The sequence below is a fragment of the Pseudoalteromonas sp. MBR-15 genome (assembly GCF_053628915.1).
The window spans coordinates 178,602-201,489 of record NZ_JBRJHH010000007.1; the positions used below are offsets into that span (position 1 = coordinate 178,602).

A 22,888-nucleotide genomic window follows, 5' to 3' on the forward strand; every position below is an offset into this window, starting at 1 on the left:
ATATTAACTCTTATTTAATCCTGTAAGGGCAACACGCCTCGATGCTGGGTTTTCACTTGCTTGGCCTAACTAACTGCAATAGACTGAGCCGCAATGAGCTTCAGCAAGTAAAGATGTTATTTTGAATTTAAGCAATAAGGAGTCAACTTGGTTTGCTAACCAAGTGGTTGACTGGTATCACCTTCATGGTCGTAAGACACTGCCATGGCAATTAAATAAAACCCCTTACAAAGTATGGATCTCCGAAGTGATGTTGCAACAGACGCAAGTGATCACTGTCATCCCATACTTTGAGAAGTTTATGCAAAGCTTCCCTGATATTATCGCGCTTGCTAATGCTGATGAAGATCAGGTATTACATCACTGGACTGGGCTTGGTTATTACGCCCGTGCCCGTAATTTACATAAAACAGCAAAAATAGTCCGTGATAAATACCAAGGTAAGTTTCCTACAACCCTCGAAGAAGTCATGGATTTACCTGGCATTGGCCGCTCGACTGCAGGCGCTATTTTATCGTTATCGCTGGGTCAACATCACCCTATTTTAGACGGTAATGTTAAGCGGGTTCTTGCGCGGTTCTTTATGGTTGAGGGCTGGTACGGGGTTAAAAAAGTTGAAAACCAGCTTTGGTCGTTATCGTCTCAGTTAACCCCCAAAGAGTCGGTTACTGAATTTAACCAAGCCATGATGGACTTAGGAGCAAGTCTTTGTTCTCGCAGTAAGTTTGATTGTCAGCCATGCCCGTTAAAGAGTAAATGTCAGGCATTTAATCAAGGTAAAGTGAAAGAGTTTCCACACTCAAAACCTAAAAAAGCGGTGCCTAAAAAAGCGTGTCATCAACTTATTTTAGCCTGTGATAATAAAGTATTAATGGAAAAGCGGCCAAGTAGCGGTATTTGGGGAGGTTTATTTGGCTTTTTTGAATTTACCGAGTACAGCGAGTTAGAACACTTTTTAGCACAACATGGTTTAACTGATAACACGCAAGCACTTGAGGCATTTACCCATGTATTCTCGCATTTTGAATTAACCATTAACCCACATGTGCTAACCTTACCGGCAATTCCTGATTTTATTAACGAGCGCCAACTTGTTTGGTATCCGCTTGACGAATCGGTTGAAGTTGGGTTGGCTGCACCCACTAAAAAGCTGGTTAAACAATTAAGCACAATAGATTACAATAGCATCACGCAATAAGAGTAGAGAGCAATTATGGCACGTACAGTATTTTGTCAAAAGTTACAAAAAGAAGCTGAAGGCTTAGGCTTCCAACTATACCCAGGTGAGCTTGGTGAAAAGATTTTCAACAACATCAGCAAAGAAGCGTGGGGCCAATGGCAGCATAAGCAAACAATGCTGATCAATGAAAAACATTTAAATATGATGGACCCAGAGCACCGTGCTTTTTTAGAAGAGCAAATGGTAGGGTTTTTATTTGAAGGTAAAGACGTAGAAATTGAAGGCTACCGTCCACCTGAAAAATAATAGAAAAGGGCCAAAAGGCCCTTTTTTATTGCTCGGTTTCAGCTTTTTTAATTTGCTCTTTGAGAAACTGCGCCACCTTAGAGTACTCAATTTCAAAACCATCACGCAGCTCAATTAACTCATCGCTGGTTGGCTCTTCGCTTTTGCAAAAGTGCTCAAATTCAGCGGCAAGCTCGGCGACTTTCATCGCACCAATCGTTTTCGAAATTGATTTTAGCTGGTGGCACGACGAAATAATGCTGTCGATGTCATGTTCAATGACACCCGCATTAATATTTTTAGTCAATTGATTACTTTGCTCTAAATACATTTTAAAGAAGCGCAGTTTTTTAGCCTCATCGTTATTAATATATTTAGCGAGCATGTTCATATCGATAGGCATAGCTGATTTTTTGACTTCAACCGATGTGCTTTGTGGATTTATTTTGTTAGACCACTTTAATAAGGTGGATTCAAGCACATTTAATTCAACAGGCTTAGTGATGTAATCATTCATACCAATGCTCAAGCAACGATCTTTTTCACCTTTAAGCGCATTCGCTGTGATTGCTACTATATACGGTTGTGCATTAATGTCTTCTAGCTGAGAAGCTTCTTCGCGAATACTTTTCACCATGTCGTAACCTGACATTTTTGGCATGTGTAAGTCGGTGAGAATAATCGCATAGTGATTTTTTCGCCACAGCTCTAAACCTTGTTGGCCATTTTCTGCCAACTCGACCCCGTAACCGAGTAAATGAAGTTGGTCAGTTAACACTTGCTGGTTTAAAACATTATCTTCCACTAACAGAATAAGCTTATTTTCCTCGCGCGCTTGTTCAACGCTTAAGTAGTTGTTAAATGTTTTTGCAGAAGTAATTTGCTTTGGCTGATGTAAGCCCGCAGCAACAAGTAGCGACATCATAAAGTTAGATTTACACAGTGGGGCAGCATTTAAATAGAAAATATTTTTATGATTAACGGCTGCTTCATCTAATTTACTGAGAACGATTACTTGTTGGTGGTTATCTTCTAGCGTGTAAAGCAGGCGGCGCAATATATAATTAATGTCCTCCATGCTTTCGATCCCATCGAGAACCCAAATAATATCTTTACTGTCTTGTTCTGCTTCTATTTTTTCGTTGCTGTCGGCAATGACGGCGGTGGCCCCCATAAACGAGAGATAGCGCGTTAATAGTTTTTTACGGCCATCATGATTCGTAACAACTACAACGCGCTGATCTTTAATGACGTGTTTATGTGCAAAATCGACTTTACCTTGCGTGCTAAAAGGAAGTTCTACAATAAATTCACTGCCGATACCCAAGTCACTGGTGACAGAAATAGTGCCCAGCATAAGCTCTGTTAAGCTTTTACAAATGGATAACCCTAGGCCTGTTCCACCGTATTCACGTGTAATTGAGCTTTCGGCTTGTATAAAGGGATTAAATATTTCGCCAAGTTGTGCGCGAGTCATCCCTTTGCCGTTATCAGAAACACTAAAGCGTAAGGTGTAGTGATCGGTGGTATTTTGCACCACTTCTACTGATATTTTTACGCAGCCTTTACGGTTATCATCAGTGGTGGTGAACTTAATGGCGTTACTACATAGGTTGTACAGTACTTGGCGTACGCGAACAGTATCTCCAATTAGGTTGGTTGGAATGTCGGGGGCAATGGCAAGCTCAAGGTCAAGATCGCGTTTTCTCGCGACAGAGGACAACACCCGCGCGACCTCTTCAATGGTGTCTGACACTGAAAATGGCATATTATCTATATTAAGTTTACCCGCCTCGATTTTAGAAAAATCAAGAATATCATCCAAAATTCCCAATAATGAAAACGCTGAGTCTCTAATAATGGTGCTTAATCTATGTTGCGCTCCATCAAGTTCTGTTTGACGCAGTAAATCAATTGTACCAATCACGCCATTCATGGGAGTGCGAATTTCATGACTCATGGTTGCTAAAAAGGTCGTTTTGGTTTCGTTTGCTTGTTCTGCTTTTAAGGTGGCTTGCTCAAGGGCCAGTGTTCTGCTTTGTACCTCTGCTTCAAGACCGCTTTGTAGTTTTTCTAAGTCTTGCTGAGCGGCTTTGTTTTCGGTAATAACCGACAACACTTTATTAAGTAATTGATTAATGTTTTTAGCGACTTTATCTAAGCCAAAATCGAGCTCTTCTGACACCTGCGTTTGATAATCGGCATTTTGTGTTATTACCATTAATTCGTTGCTGAGTGATTCGCTGCTTTTTATAAAACGCTTATTAATTAATACACTCAAGGCAAATGATAAAATAACTAAAGCTAAAAGCGTTAAACCCGCGAGGGCATACGAGAGCGCGGCTGATTCTATGATTGGTTGCTGCTGTGGATGTTGTTTTACTATAAGCTCACCAACGGGTTGATCATTCAGCTCAAGCACCGTATGAATAATTGTGCCTTGAGCAAGTTGTTGGTCCACTTTACTTGAAGCGATAAGCGCCTCTTTGTTATTAGCGTAGACAAGCGATGCATCGCCATTAATTTCGTATCTATATAAGTAGTAATCAAAATCTTTATTAAGCAATAGGCTTAAATCGAGTACTTCTTTAACTTTATCTTGTCCAGGCATAGTGAGTGCGCTGATAAGTGGTGCAGATAATAACTCTGAAACTTCTATTGCAGTTAAGCGAGGGGGCTCTGTTTGCTTCGGCGCGTTACTGGTTGGGTAAAAGGAGTAAGCAACCACCGCTAATAGGGTGATAACTACGTTTGTTATTATAAAGAGAGGTAATAGGCCTTTTACAGTAGAGGTCGATTTACTCGGCATGGGTCTTATCCAATAATTTTACAGCAAAATTAAGCAGTTCCTTGATGGTAGAACAATCCTACCATCAACGAAGAAAAATTCACCACGTTTTTACCTAAGGAAACCAAATAACAATTAGAGTAAACTATCAGAAAGCGTCAGTTTGATGCTTAAATAACCGTAAAAGTATTAAAAATAGCAATCTTGATGGAAAACTGTTCAAACAGTTATAAAGCTCAAAAAAAAAGTTGACTTGCGAAGGCAAAACCCGTTTAATACGCCGCACGCCCAGATAGCTCAGTCGGTAGAGCAGAGGATTGAAAATCCTCGTGTCGGTGGTTCGATTCCGCCTCTGGGCACCATTATTAAAAATATTGGTGTTTTAAATCAAAAGATTATAACATTAATATAGTGCAGCAGCACACAGCTTTAGTGTGCCGACTTAGCTCAGTTGGTAGAGCAACTGACTTGTAATCAGTAGGTCATCCGTTCAACTCGGATAGTCGGCACCATTTATTAAAAGTCTAGTTAATTAACTAGTTTTTAAGCCCAGATAGCTCAGTCGGTAGAGCAGAGGATTGAAAATCCTCGTGTCGGTGGTTCGATTCCGCCTCTGGGCACCATTATTTGATAATTACTTTTAAAGTGATTATAGTGCACAACGCACACAGTTTTAGTGTGCCGACTTAGCTCAGTTGGTAGAGCAACTGACTTGTAATCAGTAGGTCATCCGTTCAACTCGGATAGTCGGCACCATTTATTAAACAATTAGTAAATTGTTATGCCCAGATAGCTCAGTCGGTAGAGCAGAGGATTGAAAATCCTCGTGTCGGTGGTTCGATTCCGCCTCTGGGCACCATTATTTAAAAGCCTCGCTATTGCGGGGCTTTTTTGTTTCTGTTGCAAAAATAGTAATACCAATCCGCAAAAATACTTAATCATTTTGAGTGATTAAACCAGTCGCTACCTGCGTTAAAAATTTCTGATTTAGAACAACTAAATAACTAAATTTTTGCCTTGTTATCAACGCGGTTTTATTGCCTCAAAATAGACTACTTAATTAAGCGTAATGGTATAACAAGTAATGGCCATAGGCTTTGAGTGTTAAACCGGTCGCTCCTAATACAGTTTCACTCATGGTTGCTTTTTCTCCTCAAATTGCTCACAGCTTACGTTTGAACGTTGTAACTCTAATCTCATCGCTAAATACCTGCCGTTTATCGTACTACAACGTCAACGAGTGTAATTTTATGTAAAGTCAGTTGAGCAAAACTTAATGCAATGCTTGAATTACACTCATAAATAGTTATTTTTCAGGTTTTTATGATGAATTGGCAATGTAGGCCAAGTTTAGTTGCCTTAAGTGTGGTTTTGCTAAGTGCATGTGCAAGCCAGCCAACGAATAGTGAACGAGTACCAGAGCTTGAAGCTATACCAAACGCTTGGCAACAACTAGACAGTGCTTCAAAAGTATTAGCTGTGAAGAGTAATTGGTTACAGCAGTTACAAGATCCACAGGTGCTGAGCTTAGTTGAACAGGCTTTAGCGAATAATCAGGGTATTTTACAAGCGGGTTATGATGTTGCAATTAAAGAGCAACAACTCGTTGCTGCGGGTGCGGCTTTGTGGCCAAGCTTAGACTTATCAACACGAACTAGCCGCAGTAAAGATAACCGCCCGGTAAATTATAATAATGCAAGTTCAGCATCACTTGAGCTCGGATACGAAGTTGATCTATGGGGTAAGTTGTCGGCGTCAGAGCGCCAAGCTAACTTAGAATACTTAGCAGAAAAAGCGTCGTTTGAGCAAGCTAAGCAGCAGTTAGTTGCTGATGTTGTTTCGGGTTGGTTTAATGTGATCAGCAATCATAAATTGCTCGAACTTTATAAGCAGCGCGAACAAAATGCAGAACAAAACTTATCAATCATTGAATCTGGTTACCGCCAAGGTCTAAACGAAGCACTGGATGTTTACCTTGCTCGCAATGAGCTAAATACAGAGCGTTCAAACATTGCAGAGCAGCAAGCTACGTTAACAAAATCAATTCGTGATTTAGAGCGTTTAACAGGGCAATACCCCAGAGGAGCGCTTACGGTTAGCGCAGACTTACCTTTACTTGATAATGCCATACCACTTGGTTTGCCGTCTGAGCTTATTACCCGTAAACCTGATTTAATGGCCAGTTGGTATCAATTACTCAGCACTGATGCCGGTCTTGCGTATGCGCACAAACAGCGTTTTCCAAGCTTGAACTTATCAGCCTCAATCAGTGATAGCACTGATCGAATGAGTGATTTATTTTCGCCTTCAAGCCTTGCCTGGTCTTTACTTGGCAGCATTTCGATGCCGTTATTTGAAGGCGGACGTTTAAAAGCGAACGAAGAGCAAGCTAGGCTCAATGTTAAACGCCAAGAACAAGTTTACTTAGCGACTCTTTATGATGCATTTAACGATGTTGAAACAGCAATAAGCCAAGAGCAAGCGCTAAAAGTGCGTTACGAAAAAACACTTGAAGCACAAAAAAATGCCATCGCGGCAGAGCAACTTGCTTTTGAGCAATATCAAAGTGGTTTGGTAACCTACACCACGGTTCTGGATGCACAAGACCGCTCTTTTAACGCACAAAGTTCAGTTATTCAAATTAAAAACCAACTTATCATCAACAGAATCAACTTACATATTGCCCTCGGGGGTGATTTTAGTGAAGCAAACACCGAAGTAGCAGAGCAATAATCATGAAAAGCAAAACTCGTAAAATATTAATTCCACTCGTAGTGATAATCGTGACGGTACTTTTAGTGATGTTTATAAAAGGGAATCCGCCGCAAGCTAATCGCTTTTCATCACCTCCTAAAGCAAAAGTGAATGTTGCAGTTGAGAGCCTCACACCGCAAAGCTTTCAAATTATGATCGACAGTTTTGGTACAGTGAAACCGCGCACACAGAGTAAGTTGGTTGCGCAGGCCTCAGGACAAATCATTAAAATAAGTGAGCAATTCCGTGAAGGGGGCTTTTTTGAAAAAGGCGATGTACTTGTACAGCTTGATGATAGAGATCACCGCGCTGAAGTTAAATCAGCGCAAGCCGCACTATTAACCGCTGAACAAAGTTTACTTGAAGAGCAAGCGCGTGGCCGACAAGCAATGACAGATTGGCAGCGCTTAGGTAAAGGCGAAGAAGCGAGTAGCTTAGTACTTCGCAAACCTCAACTGGCAGCCGCAGAGGCGAGTGTATTATCGGCACAAGCCAACCTTGAAAAAGCAAAACTTGATTTAGAGCGAACTAAAATAACCGCGCCTTATGCAGGACGAGTGTTAAGCCGCAGTGTTGATTTAGGCCAAGTTGTTAGTAATAACATGGAAATAGCCATTATTTATGCTGTAGACAGTGTTGAAATTAGGCTACCGATTAAAAATAAAGACTTACCGTTTATTAATTTGCCGGAGCAATTCCGCGATGGTGCTAAAAATAGTGCGGGTTCACTTGTCGAGTTCAGCTCAAACCTAGTAGGCAAACAGCATTGGCAAGGCCAAGTGATTCGTACCGAAGGTGCGATTGATGAAAGTGCTCAGCAACTTTATGTTGTGGCGCAAATTAACGACCCGTATAAAGCCACAAGCGATAACCAGTACCCCATTAAAATTGGTCAATATATTAAAGCGCAGATTAAAGGTAAAACCGTTGAGAATGCTTTAGTTATTCCAAACAGTGCAATTTACCAAGGCAGCTATGTGTACACCGAGGAAAAAGGGGTTTTACGTCGAAAAGACATTACGCTGGCTTGGCAAAATGCAACTCAGGCAGTCGTGGCTGATGGTTTATCGGCTGGAGATAATTTAGTGCTTACGCCACTTGGGCAAGTAAGTTCAGGTACGCAAGTAACGGTAATGGGCAGCGAAGCTTATCAAGCTACGCGCGCGGATACACCGCGACTAAGCCGCGAAGAGCTTGAAAAAAAAGCAAAAGAGCAAGGCATTACGGTTGAAAAATTGATTGAGCAACGCCGCGCCGCTCGTGAGCAAGGAGCGCAATAATGATAGCTTGGTTCACAAAAAATCATGTTGCAGCTAACTTATTGCTGATCAGCATTTTATTAGCGGGGTTATTTAGCGTTTCAACGCAAATACCGCTTGAGGTGTTCCCATCATTTGAATCTGATCGCATCAGCGTCAGCGTCTCATTACGTGGCTCTACACCTGAAGACGTCGAAAAAGGGGTCACAATCCGAATCGAAGAAGCGGTGCAAGATTTAGAAGGTGTAAAACGCATAACGAGCCGTTCAGCTGAAGGCTCGGCTTCTGTCACAATTGAAGTCGAAACAGGTTATGACCCGCGAGAGTTATTAGCGGATATAAAAAGCCGAGTCGATGCGATTAATACCTTTCCGGTTGATGCTGAAAAGCCGATAGTGTCGCTCGCTGAATGGAAACGTGAAGTAATAGCGGTCACTGTTTCAAGTATTTATGGTGAAAAAGAAACCTTAGAATATGCAGAAACAGTGCGCGATGAATTGTTGCGCCTACCTAGCGTGACTCAGGTTGAGCTAAGTGGGGTGCGCAATTATGAAATTGCTATTGAGGTAAGCAAAGATACCTTGCGTCAATACGATTTAAGTTTGTCGGATATCTCTTCTGCTATTCGTAATTCAAGTACCGATGTCTCAGCAGGTAACTTAAAAACAGAAGGGGGCGATGTGCTTATTCGCTCTAAAGGGCAGGCATATCGTAAAGATGAGTTTTCAAAGATTGTAATTAAGCATCAAGCCGATGGCACGATCATTCGCTTGGGAGACATTGCTAGCATTAAAGACGATTTTGAAGAAACCCCGGTACGCACGCGTTTTAATGGTAAACAAGCCGCCTTTATTGATGTTTATCGTATTGGCCCACAAAGTGCGATTGAAGTTGCAGATGTCGTGAAAAACTTTATTGTCGCACAGCAAGATAACCTGCCTGAAGGCTTCGAATTAAGCTACTGGGATGATGACTCAGAAGTGGTAAAAAGTCGTATTGCAACCCTCACCAGTAATGCGATTCAAGGTGGCATTCTGGTGCTTGCTTTGCTGACACTGTTTTTACGTCCCGCTATCGCATTTTGGGTGTTTATTGGTATACCGGTATCGTTTATGGGGGCATTTTTAGTGATGCCACTATTTGGTATCACATTAAATGTTATTAGTTTATTTGGCTTTATTTTAGTGCTGGGTATTGTTGTGGATGATGCGATTGTCACCGGCGAGAATGTCTATACCCACTTAAAAACAGCCGAAACAGGCGAGCAGGCTGCAATTCGTGGTACACAAGAAGTAGCGACCCCAGTGACATTTGGGGTGTTGACTACGGTGGCTGCATTTTTACCGCTTGCCTTTATTGAAGGTGCGCGTGGTGCTATTTTCGCGCAAATCCCTGTGGTGGTTATTCCTGTATTACTGTTCTCGTTAATTGAGTCTAAGTTTGTATTACCGGCACATTTAAAGTATTTAAAGCTGCGCCACGAAAAGGGTGAGCCTACTAAGCTGGAGCGCTTACAACAGCGTTTTGCCGATGGCTTTGAGCATGCCATTATGAAATATTACCAACCGCTGCTTAATCACGCTCTTAAGAATAAACTGGCAACAGTCAGCTTGTTTGTGGGTATTTTCGTTATTATTTTAACGTTAATTACCAGTGGCTGGACAAAGTTTGTGTTCTTTCCGCGCATTCCAAGTGAAACAGTGAGAGCCTCAGTAACATTTCCTGCGGGTACACCGTTTGAAGTCACTAATAAATACGTGATTAAAATGTCTGATAAAGCAAAAGAGCTGCAAGATAAGTACCGTGACGAAGACGGTCAAAGTGTTATTTTAAACATTTTGGCTACTACAGGTGGCCGTGGTGGCGCGTCTAATTCGGGGAGTGTTCGGTTTGAAATTATGCCAGCAGAAAAACGCGAATCAGACATTGGCTCTCGAGAACTTGCGAGTGAATGGCGCGATTTAATTGGTATTATCCCTGGTGCGGAAAGCGTAACCTTTCGTGCTGAATTTGGTCGAACATCAAGCCCTATCGACGTACAGCTAACAGGCAATTCAATATCGACACTTGAGCAAGTTGCAGAAAAAGTAAAGCAACGTTTGGCAACATACCCAACAGTGTACGAAATTGCCGACAGCATGTCCGATGGTAAAGAAGAGCTGCAAATTGAGCTAACAGAGCAAGGTTTAGCGCTTGGTTTGAATCGCGTTGATGTGTCGCAGCAAATACGTAACTCGTTTTTTGGTGCGCAAGTACAGCGCATTCAACGTGGTCGTGACGATGTACGTGTTATGGTGCGCTTACCCATTGATGAGCGTCGTTCAGTAGCCGATTTAAAAGATATTCTTATAAATACACCTAGCGGTGGTACGGTGCCATTGTCGCATGTTGCCACTTTAGTGCCGGGACAAAGCCCGTCATCAATTTACCGTATTGACCGATACCGTACGCTTAATGTGACTGCCGATGTTGAAAAATCAAACACCAACATGACAGTGCTGCAGGCAGACCTAAAATCGTACCTTGATGAACTAATGCAGCAATTCCCTGGTGCAGACTATTCGCTTGAAGGTGAAGCTAAAGAGCAGCGTGAGTCATTTGGGTCGCTAGCTTGGGGGCTGGTGTTTGTGTTTTTCATTATTTATGCGCTGTTGGCAATACCGTTTAAATCGTATATGCAGCCATTGATTGTCATGAGTGTGATCCCCTTTGGCATGATAGGTGCGGTAATGGGGCATTGGATCATGGGGATGGAGCTTACCATTATGAGCTTGCTCGGTATGCTGGCCTTGATTGGCGTGGTTGTGAATGACTCACTGGTGCTGGTTGATTTTATCAATAAAAAGCGCGAGGAGGGCGGTGACCTTCTCGAAACAGTTAAAATGGCGGGAGCATCGCGTTTTCGCCCAGTAATGCTCACCAGTTTAACCACTTTTATTGGTTTAATGCCGTTGTTATTTGAAAAAGCCACACAAGCACAATTCTTAATTCCGATGGCGGTAAGCCTTGGGTTTGGAATTATTTTTGCAACCCTTATTACCTTATTACTTGTTCCGGTTAATTACTTATTGATGGAACGTTTTCAGGGATGGTTTAAATAGGCTTGAGACTAGGTACTCGTTATTAGATTCTAAATACAAGTACTCAGTGCTATAACGCGGGGTAAACCCGCTGCTACAGGTAAAAAGGTGGCGGCGGATTTATTCCGCGTTTTTTATTGGCAAGCAGAGTGAGTAGGCTGAGCCCAGTGCAGAAAAACTCAATAAGTGAGCAAATTCTAAAGATTAAAGATAAACCGAAGAAGGCGTTTAAATGCCAAATGGTCTAGGTGCGAATTTATTTTGCGCGCAAAAAATACAGTTTAAAAACGTCGTATAAAATGAAAATGTTGATAGCTCGTAGCATGAAGTAATGAAGGTGTTCCCCAAGTATGCGGTGCCCGGTGTCAGTCCTGAAACCTTGAGGTTTCAGGGCGGGAATCTGCGGTCTACCGTAGGCTTCTCGGTACATGCCGAGCTTGCACAATAGTAAACGAACAGAAACCCTAACATAAAATTTATCGGCTCAGGGACTTAACCAAGCTCCAACACCCTAGGGAACATATTCAGTATATAAGACAAGTTTCAATCATTAAACCATAGAAACCAAAAAAGCGGATCGTTCGGGTAGTTTTTCCCCACCTTTAACGAAGCATTTACTTTTCAGATTGCTTTTTGACCTCAATCATACAATTAATTGGAGTTGCGATTTATCGAGTGGTAGCATGACGTTACTGAGACGAACAAAGAAAAAGTTATGAGTACGTTACCTGATTACCAGCAAGCGCAATTGCTATTAGAAAAAAATGAAATTTTTGTCGCACCCGCCGAAGCCCATGGCGTAATAAGTGGCTTACTTGCTTGTGGCATTAATATTGAAGCCGACGAGTATTTAGGCTTATTAAGCGATGTTTTCAATGATGGTTTAGCATTCAATACCGATCTAAAAGCGTTTTTTGCCACTATATATACACAGGTTGTGGCGAGTTTTGGTGACGATGAATTTCAGTTCGATTTATTCTTGCCAAGTGATGACGAGACCCTAGTTGACGTAGCAAACGGCCTAGTGTCTTGGGTGTCGGGTTTTATGCTTGGTTTCGGTTTAAAGCAAAAAGACTATGGCAAATTGTCTGCGGACGTAAAAGAAGTTATTAGCGATTTTAGCGAAATTACTCGCTTGGATACTTTATTCGAAGAAACCGAAGAAGACAGCCAAGCACTACACGAGGTGATCGAGTACGTGCGCGTTTCTGCCTTATTATGTTTTGCTGAACTCGGTAAAGAGCAAACAGATAAAAGCACTAAAAAGACCCTTCACTAATTAAATTACAGAGGTTTAGCATGTTGTCTATTGCTATCGATAAAGCTGAATTTAAAGCCCGTCGCGAGCGTTTACTTGCGATGATGGACAAAAATAGCATCGCGATTATTCCTGCGGCTGCTGAAGTTACACGCAGTCGTGATACCGAATACGCATTTCGCCAAGACAGTGACTTTTTCTACTTAACGGGTTTTAACGAACCCGATGCAGTGTTAGTGCTTTGCCCATCAAGTGACACGCCAAGTACGCTTATTTGTCGCAATAAAGATAAATTAGCTGAAATTTGGCATGGTCGTCGAATTGGCTTCGAAAAAGCGAAATCTGAGTACTTATTCGACGCAACCTGTCCACTTAGTGAACTAGATGAACAATTATTAGATTTGGTGAACGGCCAGCAGATTTTATTTTATGCACAAGGCACTTACCCACATTTCGATACGAAAATTTGGGACTTATTAAGCACGCTTCGTGGCGCACCAAAAAAAGGTTACAAAGCGCCTCACACCATTAAAGATATTCGTGGCCTAGTACACGAAATGCGTTTATTTAAATCTGACGCTGAGCTAAACATTATGCGCACTGCTTGTGAAATTAGTGCGCAAGGCCATATTCGTGCGATGCAATTTGCAAAACCCGGCGCAACTGAATATCAGCTAGAAGCAGAACTGCACCATCACTACGCAATGAATGGTGCTCGCCACCCAGCATATGGCACCATTGTTGGCAGTGGTGATAACGCCAATATACTGCATTACACACAAAACGACGCCGAACTAAAAGAGGGCGACCTAGTACTGATTGATTCAGGGTGTGAGCTTGAGGGTTATGCAGCAGACATTACTCGAACATTCCCTGTGAATGGCAAGTTTAGTGAGCCACAAGCCGCGCTTTATAATATTGTACTTGCGGCGCAAGAGGCTGCATTTAGCCAAGTGAAACCCGGTGGTAGTTTATCTAAAGCCAATGAACTGGCTTCAACGGTATTAACGCAAGGCTTAATTGACTTGGGTATTTTAACGGGTGAGCTTGATGAGCTAATGGCAAACCAAGCCTGTAAAGCGTTTTATATGCATGGCCTTGGCCATTGGTTAGGCCTTGATGTGCATGATGTAGGCGAATACAAGCTTGACGAAAAAGAGCGCGTATTTGAGCCAGGAATGGTCTTAACTATCGAACCCGGTTTATACATCAGCGAAGATGCCAAAGCACCTGCGCAATACAAAGGTATTGGCATTCGTATAGAAGATAACTTACTTGTCACAAAAGAGGGTCATGAAAACCTGACACTCTCAGTACCTAAAACTATCAGTGACATTGAAGCAGTGATGCAAGGCAAATAAAGGCTAGGAGCAAACGTGGCAGAGCAGTTTGATGTTGTCATTATCGGCGGTGGTTTGGCTGGCGCAAGTTGTGCATTAGGCCTAAAACACAGCAATAAACAGTTATCAATCGCTGTGATTGAAGCAAATGAAGTAAGTGCAAACTATCACCCAAGCTTTGATGATAGAAGTATTGCACTGGCTCAGCAATCGGTTCAATACTTACAATCCATTAATGCATTTGATTGCCAAGCGCAATTTGCTGCTGCAATTGAAAAAGTAACGGTTTCTGACCGTGGTCACTTTGGTAAAACCCACATTGATTGCCATGAATATGCGCAAGATGCACTTGGGTATGTCGTTGAGGTGAATCCATTTGGTCGCAGCTTGCACCAGCAGTTAACTCGCACAGATGTGAGCCTGTTTTGTCCTGACACGGTTGCTAAACTTGAGTACCAAGCCGATGCTGCGAACGTTACTTTAAGTTCGGGCGAACAGCTGAGTGCAAAACTGGTGGTTATAGCCGACGGTGCTAATTCGAGTAGTCGAAAGCTGGCTAATATTGAGTTTAATACGCGCCCTTATCAGCAAGGCGCGATCATTGCCAATATTGAAGTGGCGGGTGGTCATCATCATCACGCATTTGAACGCTTTACCGAGCATGGCCCGATGGCGCTTTTGCCCATGAGCAATAATCGTTACTCGTTAGTATGGTGCATGGAGCCTGAGCATATAGATGCGCACATGGCGCTTTCAGATGATGCATTTTTAGCTGCCTTGCAAAAGTCGTTTGGCTATCGTGCCGGCACGTTCAGTAAAGTTGGTATGCGTGCCAGCTACCCGCTGGTGTATGGAAAAGTAGACGCGCTAAGCAGCCATCGCACTGTACTTATAGGTAATGCTGGTCATGCTATTCATCCCATTGCGGGGCAGGGCTTTAATTTAGGTTTACGTGATGTGCAACTACTTTGTGATATGGCGCACCGCAGCGATTTAGGTGATTACGCTTTTACCCGCTACTATAGCCAAGTGCGCAGTCAAGATATTGCCACGGTTATGACTTTAACTGACAGCTTGGTGCGGTTATTTTCAAATTCATCGCGAATGCTTGCGCTTGGTCGTAGCATTGGTCTTTTCTCTATGGATTTATTCTCCTCGTTAAAAACCCCGTTAGCCAAACAGTTAATGGGTCAAGTTAAGCAAGGTAAACGGATATGAAACAAGCACAGGTTTGTATTGTTGGCGGTGGCTGTGTAGGCCTTACGCTTGCACTTGGTTTAGCTAAAGCCAATATTAGTGTGGTGGTGATTGATGCCAGTGAAAAACAGGCGCTTCCGGGGGATGAGTATGGCCTTCGCGTTAGTGCGCTGAGTCTGGCGAGCCAAAGTTTGTTTGAGTCACTGAATGTGTGGCCAGAAATCATTAAGCAACGCGCCACGCCTTATACCTCGATGGATGTACGCGATAAAGACAGCTTTGGCAAAATTCATTTTGATCACAATGATCTCGACTTACCGCAGCTTGGTCATATCGTTGAAAACGACATTATTCGCTACGCTTTAATTAGCGAGCTTGAAAAGCAAAGTAATGCCAGCTTATTATTCGAAACCCGTTATCAACAAATACATCAAACAGAGTCCGATGTCTTTATTACACTTGAAAGCGGTGAACCTGTGATTGCTAAATTGCTGGTAGCAGCCGACGGAGCAAACTCGGCGATTCGAAAGCAGTTCAATATGCCAATTACGTTTAAAGATTATGATCATCATGCCATTGTTGCGACTGTAAAAACCGATGATGAGCATAATCACACAGCACGCCAAGTGTTTTTACCAACCGGCCCTTTAGCGTTTTTGCCGCTGCCTGATAAACACACGCATTCGATTGTGTGGTCAACCAGCCCTGTGCACTGCGAGCAGTTACTAGCACTTGACGATACCGAGTTTAATAAAGCACTACTGGCTGCACTGGATGGCCAATGCGGTTTATGCGAAGTTCAAAGTGAGCGCATGGCGTTTCCACTTAAAATGCGTTATGCACAGCAGTGGGTGTCGGGCAAAGTCGTGTTAATGGGCGATGCAGCGCATACTATTCACCCACTTGCCGGGCTTGGCATGAACTTAGGCTTAAAAGATGCCGCTTACCTAATTGAGTTATTAACCAATGAGCAGGGTGAGTTTGCAAGTACACGCACGCTGCGTGATTATGAACGTACCCGTAAGCTTGATGCGCAAAAACACATTGCCATGATGCAAGGACTAAAAGAGTTATTTGCCGGTGCTAATCCGCTTAAAAAGCTCGTGCGCGGTGTGGGGCTTAGCCTTGTTGATAACCTGGGACCAATTAAACACTTGTTCGCAAAAGAAGCGATTGGTAAGTAATAACTAAGCCGTTGTAAATATTTAAATAAAGCCGTAACTAGCCAGCTAGTTACGGCTTTTTTACGTTTAGCTGAATGCAAAATGATAGCGCTGTCATTTTTGTTAGTGTATGATTAAATTTTTGTGATTGGTATGGAAATTAAACAGCACAATGATGTTTTAAAGCCAGCCAAATAAAAATAATTAATTAAAATAACTAGTTGAGAAAAATTATGGAAGCAACGGTTGAGTGTGACAACAACACAAAACAAAGCATTTGGCTGCCAATGGTATTGGCAGGATCAATGTTTTTTATTCTGGGGTGTATAACGTGGCTTAATGGTGCAATTACACCATTTTTGCAGCAAATGCTTGAGCTGTCGCCGTTACAAGCTTCGTTTATTATTTCTTCGTTTTATATTGCGGTTACTGTTGCAGGTATTCCCTCAGCGATGCTCATAAGACGCGTTGGTTATAAAAATGGAATGGCGATCGGCTGTGCTGTCATGGCGCTGTCGGCGTTAATGTATATTCCTGCCGCGAAACTGCAAATGATCGAAATATTTTTATTTGCACAGCTTATGATAGGTGTAGGTCAAACAATTCTTCAAACGGCTGTTAACCCCTATGTAGTAAAAATGGGCTCTGAAAAATCAGCCGCGGTGCGTGTATGTATTATGGGCTTATTGAATAAGTTTGCTGGAGTTATCGTACCGGTGATCTTTGCTGCGGTCGTTGTAAGCGGTGTAGTCGATGGTGCGGGTAAACTGTCGCAAGAGCAAAAAGACATTATGGCCAATAGCTTAATTATGCCGTATGTATTAATTGCGGGTCTTATTATGTTATTTGCTGCGTTCGCAAAATTTGCGCCTCTTCCTGATTTAGTGTTTGACGAAGGCGAGTCATCAAATGGTAAAGGTGAGTTAAAAGAAACACTTGCTCATCCGCACCTTGTTCTAGGTGTTGTTGGCATTGCTTTGTATGTCGCAGTTGAAGTGATTGCTGCCGATACGATTGGCTCTTACGCTTTGCAAATTGGCGTTGCTGATTACTCCGTTATGACTTCGTACACAATGGCGTGTATGTTGATTGGCTACGCGATAGGTATTGCAACTATCCCACGTTTTATGAGCCAGCAAACAGCACTATTAATGTCGGGTATCGCTGGCATAATCACCGTGCTACTGGTGGTATTTGGTAGCAATGACTCGTTTATTATTTCTAATCTATTACTTGTGCCATTTGGAGGCCCTGAACTCCCCGATCCTTTATTGTGTATCGCGCTACTTGGTTTTGCGAATGCGATGGTGTGGCCTGCAATTTGGCCATTAGCATTGGCGGGTTTAGGCCGCTTAACTGGCACTGCATCGGGGTTGTTGATCATGGGTATTGCAGGTGGTGCTTTAGGTCCGCTGTTAATTGGTTTAGGTAACGTAGCAGGGCTGGGCGCGCAAGGTGCGTATATTGTTATGATCCCAAGTTATCTATTCATTTTATTTTATGCTCTTAAAGGCCATAAGATGAAAAGTTGGAAATAACAATACGTTAATAATTCAAGTTAGAACAAAGCCGCGACGACCATCATCGCGGCTTTTTTACGAGTTAGCACGACAAACCGCTTATAAATACAAAGAGCGGAGACCCTTACAGCTGAAATTGGCGTTTTAAAATCTCGCCGGTAAAGCTTGTTTTTAAATAAAAGCCGCGAGGCAGGGTTTGGATCACATGCCCATTTGGCCCAATAGCATCAGTAAGCGCTTTACTGTTAGCCGCTTTTGGTCTTATTTGCATGACATCACCCAAGTGTCCTGAAATTTCATCGATACGACCCAGTGCGATAAGTTCCATTTGCTCTTCCCAGTCACGTTGCAACTGTGCATCTTGCTCAGCACTGGGTTGCCATAAAAAACCACTGCCAATGGTACGATTAAATGGCAGAATTTCGCGTTCTCCCAAAATCGGTAACCACAACACATGATTGAGCTTTTTACGCACCGTACTTTGCTGCCATGTAAGACCTGTTACGTTCAATAACGGCGTAACAGAGACAAAAGTTGTCTCTAAGGGTTTACCCTTAAACGAAATAGGCAAGGTTTTTAACTCAATACCAAGCTCTTCAAAATCAGGAGTGGGTTTCGAGCCCGCGGTTGCCCCTAATACATATTCAATAAGCTGACCGGTCCAGCCTTTTTCACGCAGCAAGTCATCGGGTGTTTTAAATTGGTACTGCTCTGCAAGCTGGCCGAGTGTAAGCCCCGCTATTGCATTCACGCGTTGCATTAATTCGTTGATTGAGCTTGGTTTTAGTGGTCGCATACGGCGTTTATTTGATTGTGTTATTAACCTTAACATGATAGCAAATGCGCATTGCCGTGGATATCTTTGTATTTGGGTGTTTTTTGCGCATGTTGAAAGTGAGTTAAAAATAGTCAATTTGTTTTGTGGGAATAACATCTTAATATATTGAAATTTAATGACTTTTGTCGATGTTTGATTTTTGGCTGTTGTATTAATTAGACAGTTGTTTGTATAAATACAGATATATGAACATGTTTATCCACAGTTTCTGTGGAGAAAGTGCTTTTTTGAACTGACTATTGTGGATTTGTTTGCAAAATAAGCATGATTTACAAAAGTTATGCACAAGCTGTGGGTAAGGTGAGAAAAATACGGTTGTAAACTACTATTTTATTAAAAGCGCGTATTTTCGTAATAATTGCTTTCTAACATATTGATTAAAAGCGCTTGTTAAAATGCTAATTTCAAATCTGGTTTCGGCGAAGGTGTAAAGTGTTTGCTGTATCGCAGGTTATGTGGAACAATCAATAAAAATCGACTTACAAATGAGGCACTAAGGTGATTGATGCCGAAGGTTTTCGTGCCAATGTCGGAATTGTAATTTGCAATAATCAGGGACAAGTATTTTGGGCTCGACGTTATGGTCAGCACTCTTGGCAATTTCCCCAAGGTGGTGTCGATGATGGTGAAACAGCAGAGCAAACCATGTACCGAGAATTACACGAAGAAGTGGGCTTGCTTCCTGAAGACGTCGAGATCGTCGCAAGTTCAAAACATTGGTTACGCTACAAATTACCCAAGCGTTTAATTCGCAGAGACTCAAGTCCTGTGTGCATTGGGCAAAAACAAAAATGGTTTTTACTGAAATTACGTTGTAAAGACGAAGATGTAAACTTACTTAAAACTCATCATCCAGAGTTTGATGACTGGCGATGGGTGAGCTATTGGTATCCGGTGAGGCAAGTTGTGTCATTCAAGCGCGATGTTTACCGTCGTGTAATGAAAGAGTTTGCCCCGTTTGCAATGCCGTTTAATAAACGAGAACAACATAAAGATAATTGGCGACAAAAGCGATAAGGGCAACTTTATCAACTAAATGAAAGGAGCAGCATCATGTTAGCCACGCTCAGATCAATTGCTGAGGCTGTGTCGCAACAAGCGGACTTAAACAGTGCCTTAGCGTGTTTTGTGCAAATGGTAAAAGATGCCATGCAAACACAGTGCTGCTCAATTTACTTTGCTGATTACAGCCAAGACAACTTTGTATTAATGGCCACGCAAGGACTTAACCCAGATGCTGTGGGTAAGTTTAGAATTGGTTTTACCGAAGGCTTAGTTGGCTTAGTGGCGCAACGCGAAGAGCCAATTAATATAGCGTTCGCTAAATCACACCCTCGCTTTAAACTCTCTCCAGAAGTTAATGAAGAAGGCTATAACGCGTTTTTATCTGTGCCTGTGGTGCATCAAAAAAAAGTGCTGGGCGTTATTGTAGTTCAGCAAAAGTTAGCGCGTGTTTTTAGTCCCGATGAAGAATCTTTTTTAATTACACTTTCGGCACAACTTGCATCGCAGCTTGCACATGCCGAGATCAAAGAGATTTTAAGGCTTGATGAGTTCTCGCATCAGACTTCGGTACTCAAAGGGGTGTCGAGCGCGCCAGGTATTGCCATTGGTGAAGCTTTTGTGGTGTTGCCTAAACTCGATTTTAAATCGATTGAGTTGCAAAAAGACAATGACATAAGCACGCAACGTAAATTATTTACGCAGGCTGTTGCGGCAACACGCAACGAGTTTAATACGTTATCAATGACATTAAGCGATTCGATTCCGCAAGAAGCGCTTGCGGTATTCGATGTGTATCAGCAGCTACTTGATGCAAAAAGCCTAGGCAAAAATGTTGAAGAGCAACTTCAACAAGGCTGGAGTGCAAAAAGCGCATTAAAAATAGTTATCGAAAAGCTGGTGGCGCAGTTTAACGCCATGCAAGACCCATACATAAAAGAGCGCGCAGTAGATGTTAAAGACATTGGTTTGCGTGTTTTACACCACTTAGTTAATACCGAGCATGCGGCAAAGCCTTACCCTAAAGACACCATTTTAATTGCCAGTACGTTAACACCTGCCATGCTTGCCGAAGTGCCCAAAGGGCATTTAGCGGGGGTGGTGAGTGTAAATGGGGCAGCAAACAGCCATGCGTCAATATTAACGCGAGCAATGGGGATACCCGCTATTTGGGGTATTGAAGACGTTCCCTTACTGCAATTTGAAGGTAAGCCGATGATTTTAGATGCCTACGCAGGGCGTTTATATATCTCACCTTCGCAAATGCTCCACGATGAATACAGCCAATTAAAATACCAAGAAACATTACTGAATGATCGTTTCGTCGCAGAGCAGAACCTAGATGCGGTCACCTTAGATGGCGAGCACATTAGCTTATTGTTAAATGCAGGCCTTGAATTAAACACAGAGCAAGACAACAAACTGTTTTGTGATGGAGTGGGTTTGTATCGTACCGAAGCCTGGTTTATGCAAAAGGGGCAATTTCCTTCGCAGTCGGAGCAAGAAAAGTGGTACCGAGAAGTGCTTACCAGCTATCACCCGAATCCTGTGGTAATGCGCACCTTAGATATCGGCGGTGATAAAGTATTAGACTACTTTAATATCACAGAAGAGAACCCTTTCTTAGGGTGGCGGGGTATTCGCGTCACCTTGGATCATCCTGAACTATTTTTAGATCAACTCAGAGCGATGTTAAAGGCCAATATCGGTTTAGGTAACCTTAGAATAATGTTACCCATGATCAGTGGCTCTGAAGAAGTCGACGAGTCAATTAAGTTAGTTGAACAAGCGCTGTTCGAACTGGAAGAACAATACCCAGAGCAAGCCATTGACCGCCCAGAAATTGGCATTATGTTAGAGGTCCCTTCAAGTATATTCATGCTAGAAGAGTGGTCACAAAAAGTCGACTTTTGCTCTGTGGGTAGCAATGATTTAACTCAATATATGCTGGCCGTTGATCGTTCTAATGCGCGTGTTGCAGAGCTCTTTAACCCCTATCATCCTAGTGTGCTGCGAGTGCTACTTAAAGTTGCTCAAGAGTGCCAAAACCATGAATTACCCTTTAGTTTATGTGGTGAGCTTGGTGGTGACCCAGAAGGGGCATTATTACTAATCGCCATGGGGTATCGTCGCTTAAGTATGAACCTTTCATCAATCAGTAAAATTAAATTTGTGCTGCGTCGCTTAAAAGTGAGCGATATGGAGGAGCTGCTTAGCGAATGTTTATTGCAGCCTACCGCTAAGCAAGTATTGAGGCTCACGCGTAACTTTATGATAGAGCACCAATTGGGTGAGTTATTTTATACCCCTAGCCAAGGGCAAGTATGAGAGTAAATTGTACTGTGAAGCGTTTATATATTCGTTTAGTATATACATATAACAAACTGAATATATGAGTGTGCTATGCATGACGTAATACTTTTAATGGTGTACTGCGCTATTTTGGGCAGTGTAGTAGGGTTTTTAGCCGGTCTGCTAGGCATTGGTGGTGGCTTAATTATTGTGCCTGTACTGAGCGCCATGTTGGTATCATTTAATGTTGCTGACTCAAGCCATGTATTAGTTATTGCCATAGCCACCTCACTTGCTTCCATTATTTTTACGTCTACCTCTTCAGCGTTGGCTCATCATCGTAATGCTAATGTGCCGTGGGAAATTGCTCCTTGGGTCATGACCGGTGTAGGTATTGGTGCACTCGTGAGTGGCTTTGCGGCGAGCTTTATTCCTGAGCAGTTATTACGTTTAGTTTTTGCCACGAGTGTGGTGTTTATCGCGTTACGCATGGTGTTATCTACACGTACCAAGGCTGCAAGTGAAAAACCATTGCCCTCAGGTCCCGTAATTGGCTTTTTATGTGCAATAATGGGGGCGTTATCAGGACTGATTGGTATTGGTGGCGGTGCACTTATTGTGCCTTTGCTGCATTATTTCTCTGTCGATATTAAAAAGGCCATTGGTTGTGCCGCAGCATGTGGTATTGTCATTGCGCTGTTTGGCTCGGTTGGTTATGTGTCTGCAGGTTGGCAAGTAACCTCCTTTAGTGATGGTTTTGCCGGATTTGTTTATTTACCCGCATTAGTCGGCATCGTTGTCACGTCGTCATTAATTGCTCCTTATGGTGCAAAAGCGACGCATTATTTACCTGTGGCAACAATAAAAAAAGTATTCGCGCTATTACTTGTCATAATTGCGCTTAAAATGGTGTTTAGTTAAAGGTTTTTATT

General features: G+C 42.5%; 14 protein-coding genes, 5 tRNA genes, 1 other RNA gene and 1 pseudogene. 18 read left to right on the plus strand and 3 right to left on the minus strand.

Features of this window, described 5'->3' with window-relative positions:
* Positions 1-121 precede the first annotated feature (121 nt).
* Entirely contained in the window at positions 122-1,198 is a 1,077-nt protein-coding gene (mutY, locus tag ACSSVW_RS11625; RefSeq protein ID WP_206770731.1) for an A/G-specific adenine glycosylase, read from the plus strand.
* Between the two features lie 15 nt (positions 1,199-1,213).
* Entirely contained in the window at positions 1,214-1,486 is a 273-nt protein-coding gene (locus ACSSVW_RS11630; RefSeq protein WP_036970432.1) for an oxidative damage protection protein, read from the plus strand.
* A 25-nt stretch (positions 1,487-1,511) separates the two neighbouring features.
* Here the strand turns inward: ACSSVW_RS11630 and ACSSVW_RS11635 are convergent, their stop codons facing one another.
* Positions 1,512-4,274: an ATP-binding protein gene (locus ACSSVW_RS11635; protein WP_454179380.1), complete on the minus strand. Its 2,763-nt coding sequence runs from the start codon at positions 4,272-4,274 to the stop codon at positions 1,512-1,514.
* A gap of 265 nt (positions 4,275-4,539) precedes the next feature.
* Between ACSSVW_RS11635 and ACSSVW_RS11640 the strand changes: the two genes are divergently transcribed.
* The 8 genes and pseudogenes from ACSSVW_RS11640 to ACSSVW_RS11675 all read left to right on the plus strand — a co-directional run bounded on the left by ACSSVW_RS11640 (position 4,540) and on the right by ACSSVW_RS11675 (position 11,367).
* Positions 4,540-4,615, plus strand: a tRNA-Phe gene (locus ACSSVW_RS11640).
* Between the two features lie 74 nt (positions 4,616-4,689).
* Positions 4,690-4,765, plus strand: a tRNA-Thr gene (locus tag ACSSVW_RS11645).
* 35 nt (positions 4,766-4,800) lie between these two features.
* Positions 4,801-4,876, plus strand: a tRNA-Phe gene (locus ACSSVW_RS11650).
* A 57-nt stretch (positions 4,877-4,933) separates the two neighbouring features.
* Positions 4,934-5,009: transfer RNA gene (locus tag ACSSVW_RS11655), tRNA-Thr, on the plus strand.
* A 27-nt stretch (positions 5,010-5,036) separates the two neighbouring features.
* Positions 5,037-5,112 (plus strand) — tRNA-Phe (locus tag ACSSVW_RS11660).
* A 467-nt stretch (positions 5,113-5,579) separates the two neighbouring features.
* Positions 5,580-7,008, plus strand: a pseudogene (locus ACSSVW_RS11665) (efflux transporter outer membrane subunit).
* Positions 6,989-8,287, plus strand: coding sequence for an efflux RND transporter periplasmic adaptor subunit (locus tag ACSSVW_RS11670; protein WP_454179381.1), 1,299 nt, complete (start codon positions 6,989-6,991; stop codon positions 8,285-8,287). The pseudogene ACSSVW_RS11665 and the gene ACSSVW_RS11670 overlap by 20 nt, the downstream one beginning before the upstream one ends.
* Positions 8,287-11,367 carry an efflux RND transporter permease subunit gene (locus tag ACSSVW_RS11675; RefSeq protein WP_454179382.1) on the plus strand — a complete coding sequence of 1,027 codons (3,081 nt, stop codon included), beginning with the start codon at positions 8,287-8,289 and terminating at the stop codon, positions 11,365-11,367. Before ACSSVW_RS11670 ends, ACSSVW_RS11675 begins: the two co-directional genes overlap by 1 nt.
* A gap of 316 nt (positions 11,368-11,683) precedes the next feature.
* Here the strand turns inward: ACSSVW_RS11675 and ssrS are convergent.
* Positions 11,684-11,867, minus strand: a non-coding RNA gene (gene ssrS, locus ACSSVW_RS11680) — 6S RNA.
* Positions 11,868-12,061: 194 nt separating this feature from the next.
* Here ssrS and ACSSVW_RS11685 point away from each other — a divergent pair.
* The 5 genes from ACSSVW_RS11685 (at position 12,062) to nagP (ending at position 17,842) form a co-directional block, all read left to right on the plus strand.
* Positions 12,062-12,625, plus strand: coding sequence for a UPF0149 family protein (locus ACSSVW_RS11685; RefSeq protein WP_036970422.1), 564 nt, complete (start codon positions 12,062-12,064; stop codon positions 12,623-12,625).
* Positions 12,626-12,645: 20 nt separating this feature from the next.
* Positions 12,646-13,965 carry a Xaa-Pro aminopeptidase gene (gene pepP / locus ACSSVW_RS11690; protein ID WP_065978400.1) on the plus strand — a complete coding sequence of 440 codons (1,320 nt, stop codon included), beginning with the start codon at positions 12,646-12,648 and terminating at the stop codon, positions 13,963-13,965.
* Positions 13,966-13,980: 15 nt separating this feature from the next.
* On the plus strand, positions 13,981-15,162 hold the full coding sequence (gene ubiH / locus ACSSVW_RS11695) for a 2-octaprenyl-6-methoxyphenyl hydroxylase (RefSeq protein ID WP_065978399.1): 1,182 nt from the start codon (positions 13,981-13,983) through the stop codon (positions 15,160-15,162).
* Positions 15,159-16,325: an FAD-dependent monooxygenase gene (locus tag ACSSVW_RS11700; protein WP_036970414.1), complete on the plus strand. Its 1,167-nt coding sequence runs from the start codon at positions 15,159-15,161 to the stop codon at positions 16,323-16,325. The genes ubiH and ACSSVW_RS11700 overlap by 4 nt, the downstream gene beginning before the upstream one ends.
* A gap of 212 nt (positions 16,326-16,537) precedes the next feature.
* Positions 16,538-17,842: an N-acetylglucosamine MFS transporter NagP gene (gene nagP, locus ACSSVW_RS11705; RefSeq protein WP_036970411.1), complete on the plus strand. Its 1,305-nt coding sequence runs from the start codon at positions 16,538-16,540 to the stop codon at positions 17,840-17,842.
* A 106-nt stretch (positions 17,843-17,948) separates the two neighbouring features.
* On the opposite strand, the gene mutH is transcribed toward nagP, so the two are convergent.
* The gene (gene mutH / locus ACSSVW_RS11710; protein WP_036971710.1) at positions 17,949-18,620 is read right to left on the minus strand and encodes a DNA mismatch repair endonuclease MutH; all 672 of its coding nucleotides are present in this window, start codon (positions 18,618-18,620) and stop codon (positions 17,949-17,951) included.
* A 540-nt stretch (positions 18,621-19,160) separates the two neighbouring features.
* Between mutH and rppH the strand changes: the two genes are divergently transcribed.
* The 3 genes from rppH to ACSSVW_RS11725 all read left to right on the plus strand — a co-directional run bounded on the left by rppH (position 19,161) and on the right by ACSSVW_RS11725 (position 22,877).
* Entirely contained in the window at positions 19,161-19,679 is a 519-nt protein-coding gene (rppH, locus tag ACSSVW_RS11715) for an RNA pyrophosphohydrolase (protein WP_036970409.1), read from the plus strand.
* Positions 19,680-19,715: 36 nt separating this feature from the next.
* Entirely contained in the window at positions 19,716-21,992 is a 2,277-nt protein-coding gene (gene ptsP / locus ACSSVW_RS11720) for a phosphoenolpyruvate--protein phosphotransferase (protein WP_454179383.1), read from the plus strand.
* 75 nt (positions 21,993-22,067) lie between these two features.
* The gene (locus tag ACSSVW_RS11725; protein ID WP_065978398.1) at positions 22,068-22,877 is read left to right on the plus strand and encodes a sulfite exporter TauE/SafE family protein; all 810 of its coding nucleotides are present in this window, start codon (positions 22,068-22,070) and stop codon (positions 22,875-22,877) included.
* Positions 22,878-22,888: the final 11 nt, after the last annotated feature.

Coding starts and splice junctions, on each gene's coding strand:
- ACSSVW_RS11635 (WP_454179380.1), bottom strand. CDS start 4,274: ATGCCGAGTAAATCGACCTCTACTGTAAAAGGCCTATTACCTCTCTTT.
- nagP (WP_036970411.1), top strand. CDS start 16,538: ATGGAAGCAACGGTTGAGTGTGACAACAACACAAAACAAAGCATTTGG.
- ptsP (WP_454179383.1), top strand. CDS start 19,716: ATGTTAGCCACGCTCAGATCAATTGCTGAGGCTGTGTCGCAACAAGCG.
- ACSSVW_RS11685 (WP_036970422.1), top strand. CDS start 12,062: ATGAGTACGTTACCTGATTACCAGCAAGCGCAATTGCTATTAGAAAAA.
- ACSSVW_RS11630 (WP_036970432.1), top strand. CDS start 1,214: ATGGCACGTACAGTATTTTGTCAAAAGTTACAAAAAGAAGCTGAAGGC.
- mutH (WP_036971710.1), bottom strand. CDS start 18,620: ATGCGACCACTAAAACCAAGCTCAATCAACGAATTAATGCAACGCGTG.
- ACSSVW_RS11670 (WP_454179381.1), top strand. CDS start 6,989: ATGAAAAGCAAAACTCGTAAAATATTAATTCCACTCGTAGTGATAATC.
- pepP (WP_065978400.1), top strand. CDS start 12,646: ATGTTGTCTATTGCTATCGATAAAGCTGAATTTAAAGCCCGTCGCGAG.
- ACSSVW_RS11725 (WP_065978398.1), top strand. CDS start 22,068: ATGCATGACGTAATACTTTTAATGGTGTACTGCGCTATTTTGGGCAGT.
- ACSSVW_RS11700 (WP_036970414.1), top strand. CDS start 15,159: ATGAAACAAGCACAGGTTTGTATTGTTGGCGGTGGCTGTGTAGGCCTT.
- ACSSVW_RS11675 (WP_454179382.1), top strand. CDS start 8,287: ATGATAGCTTGGTTCACAAAAAATCATGTTGCAGCTAACTTATTGCTG.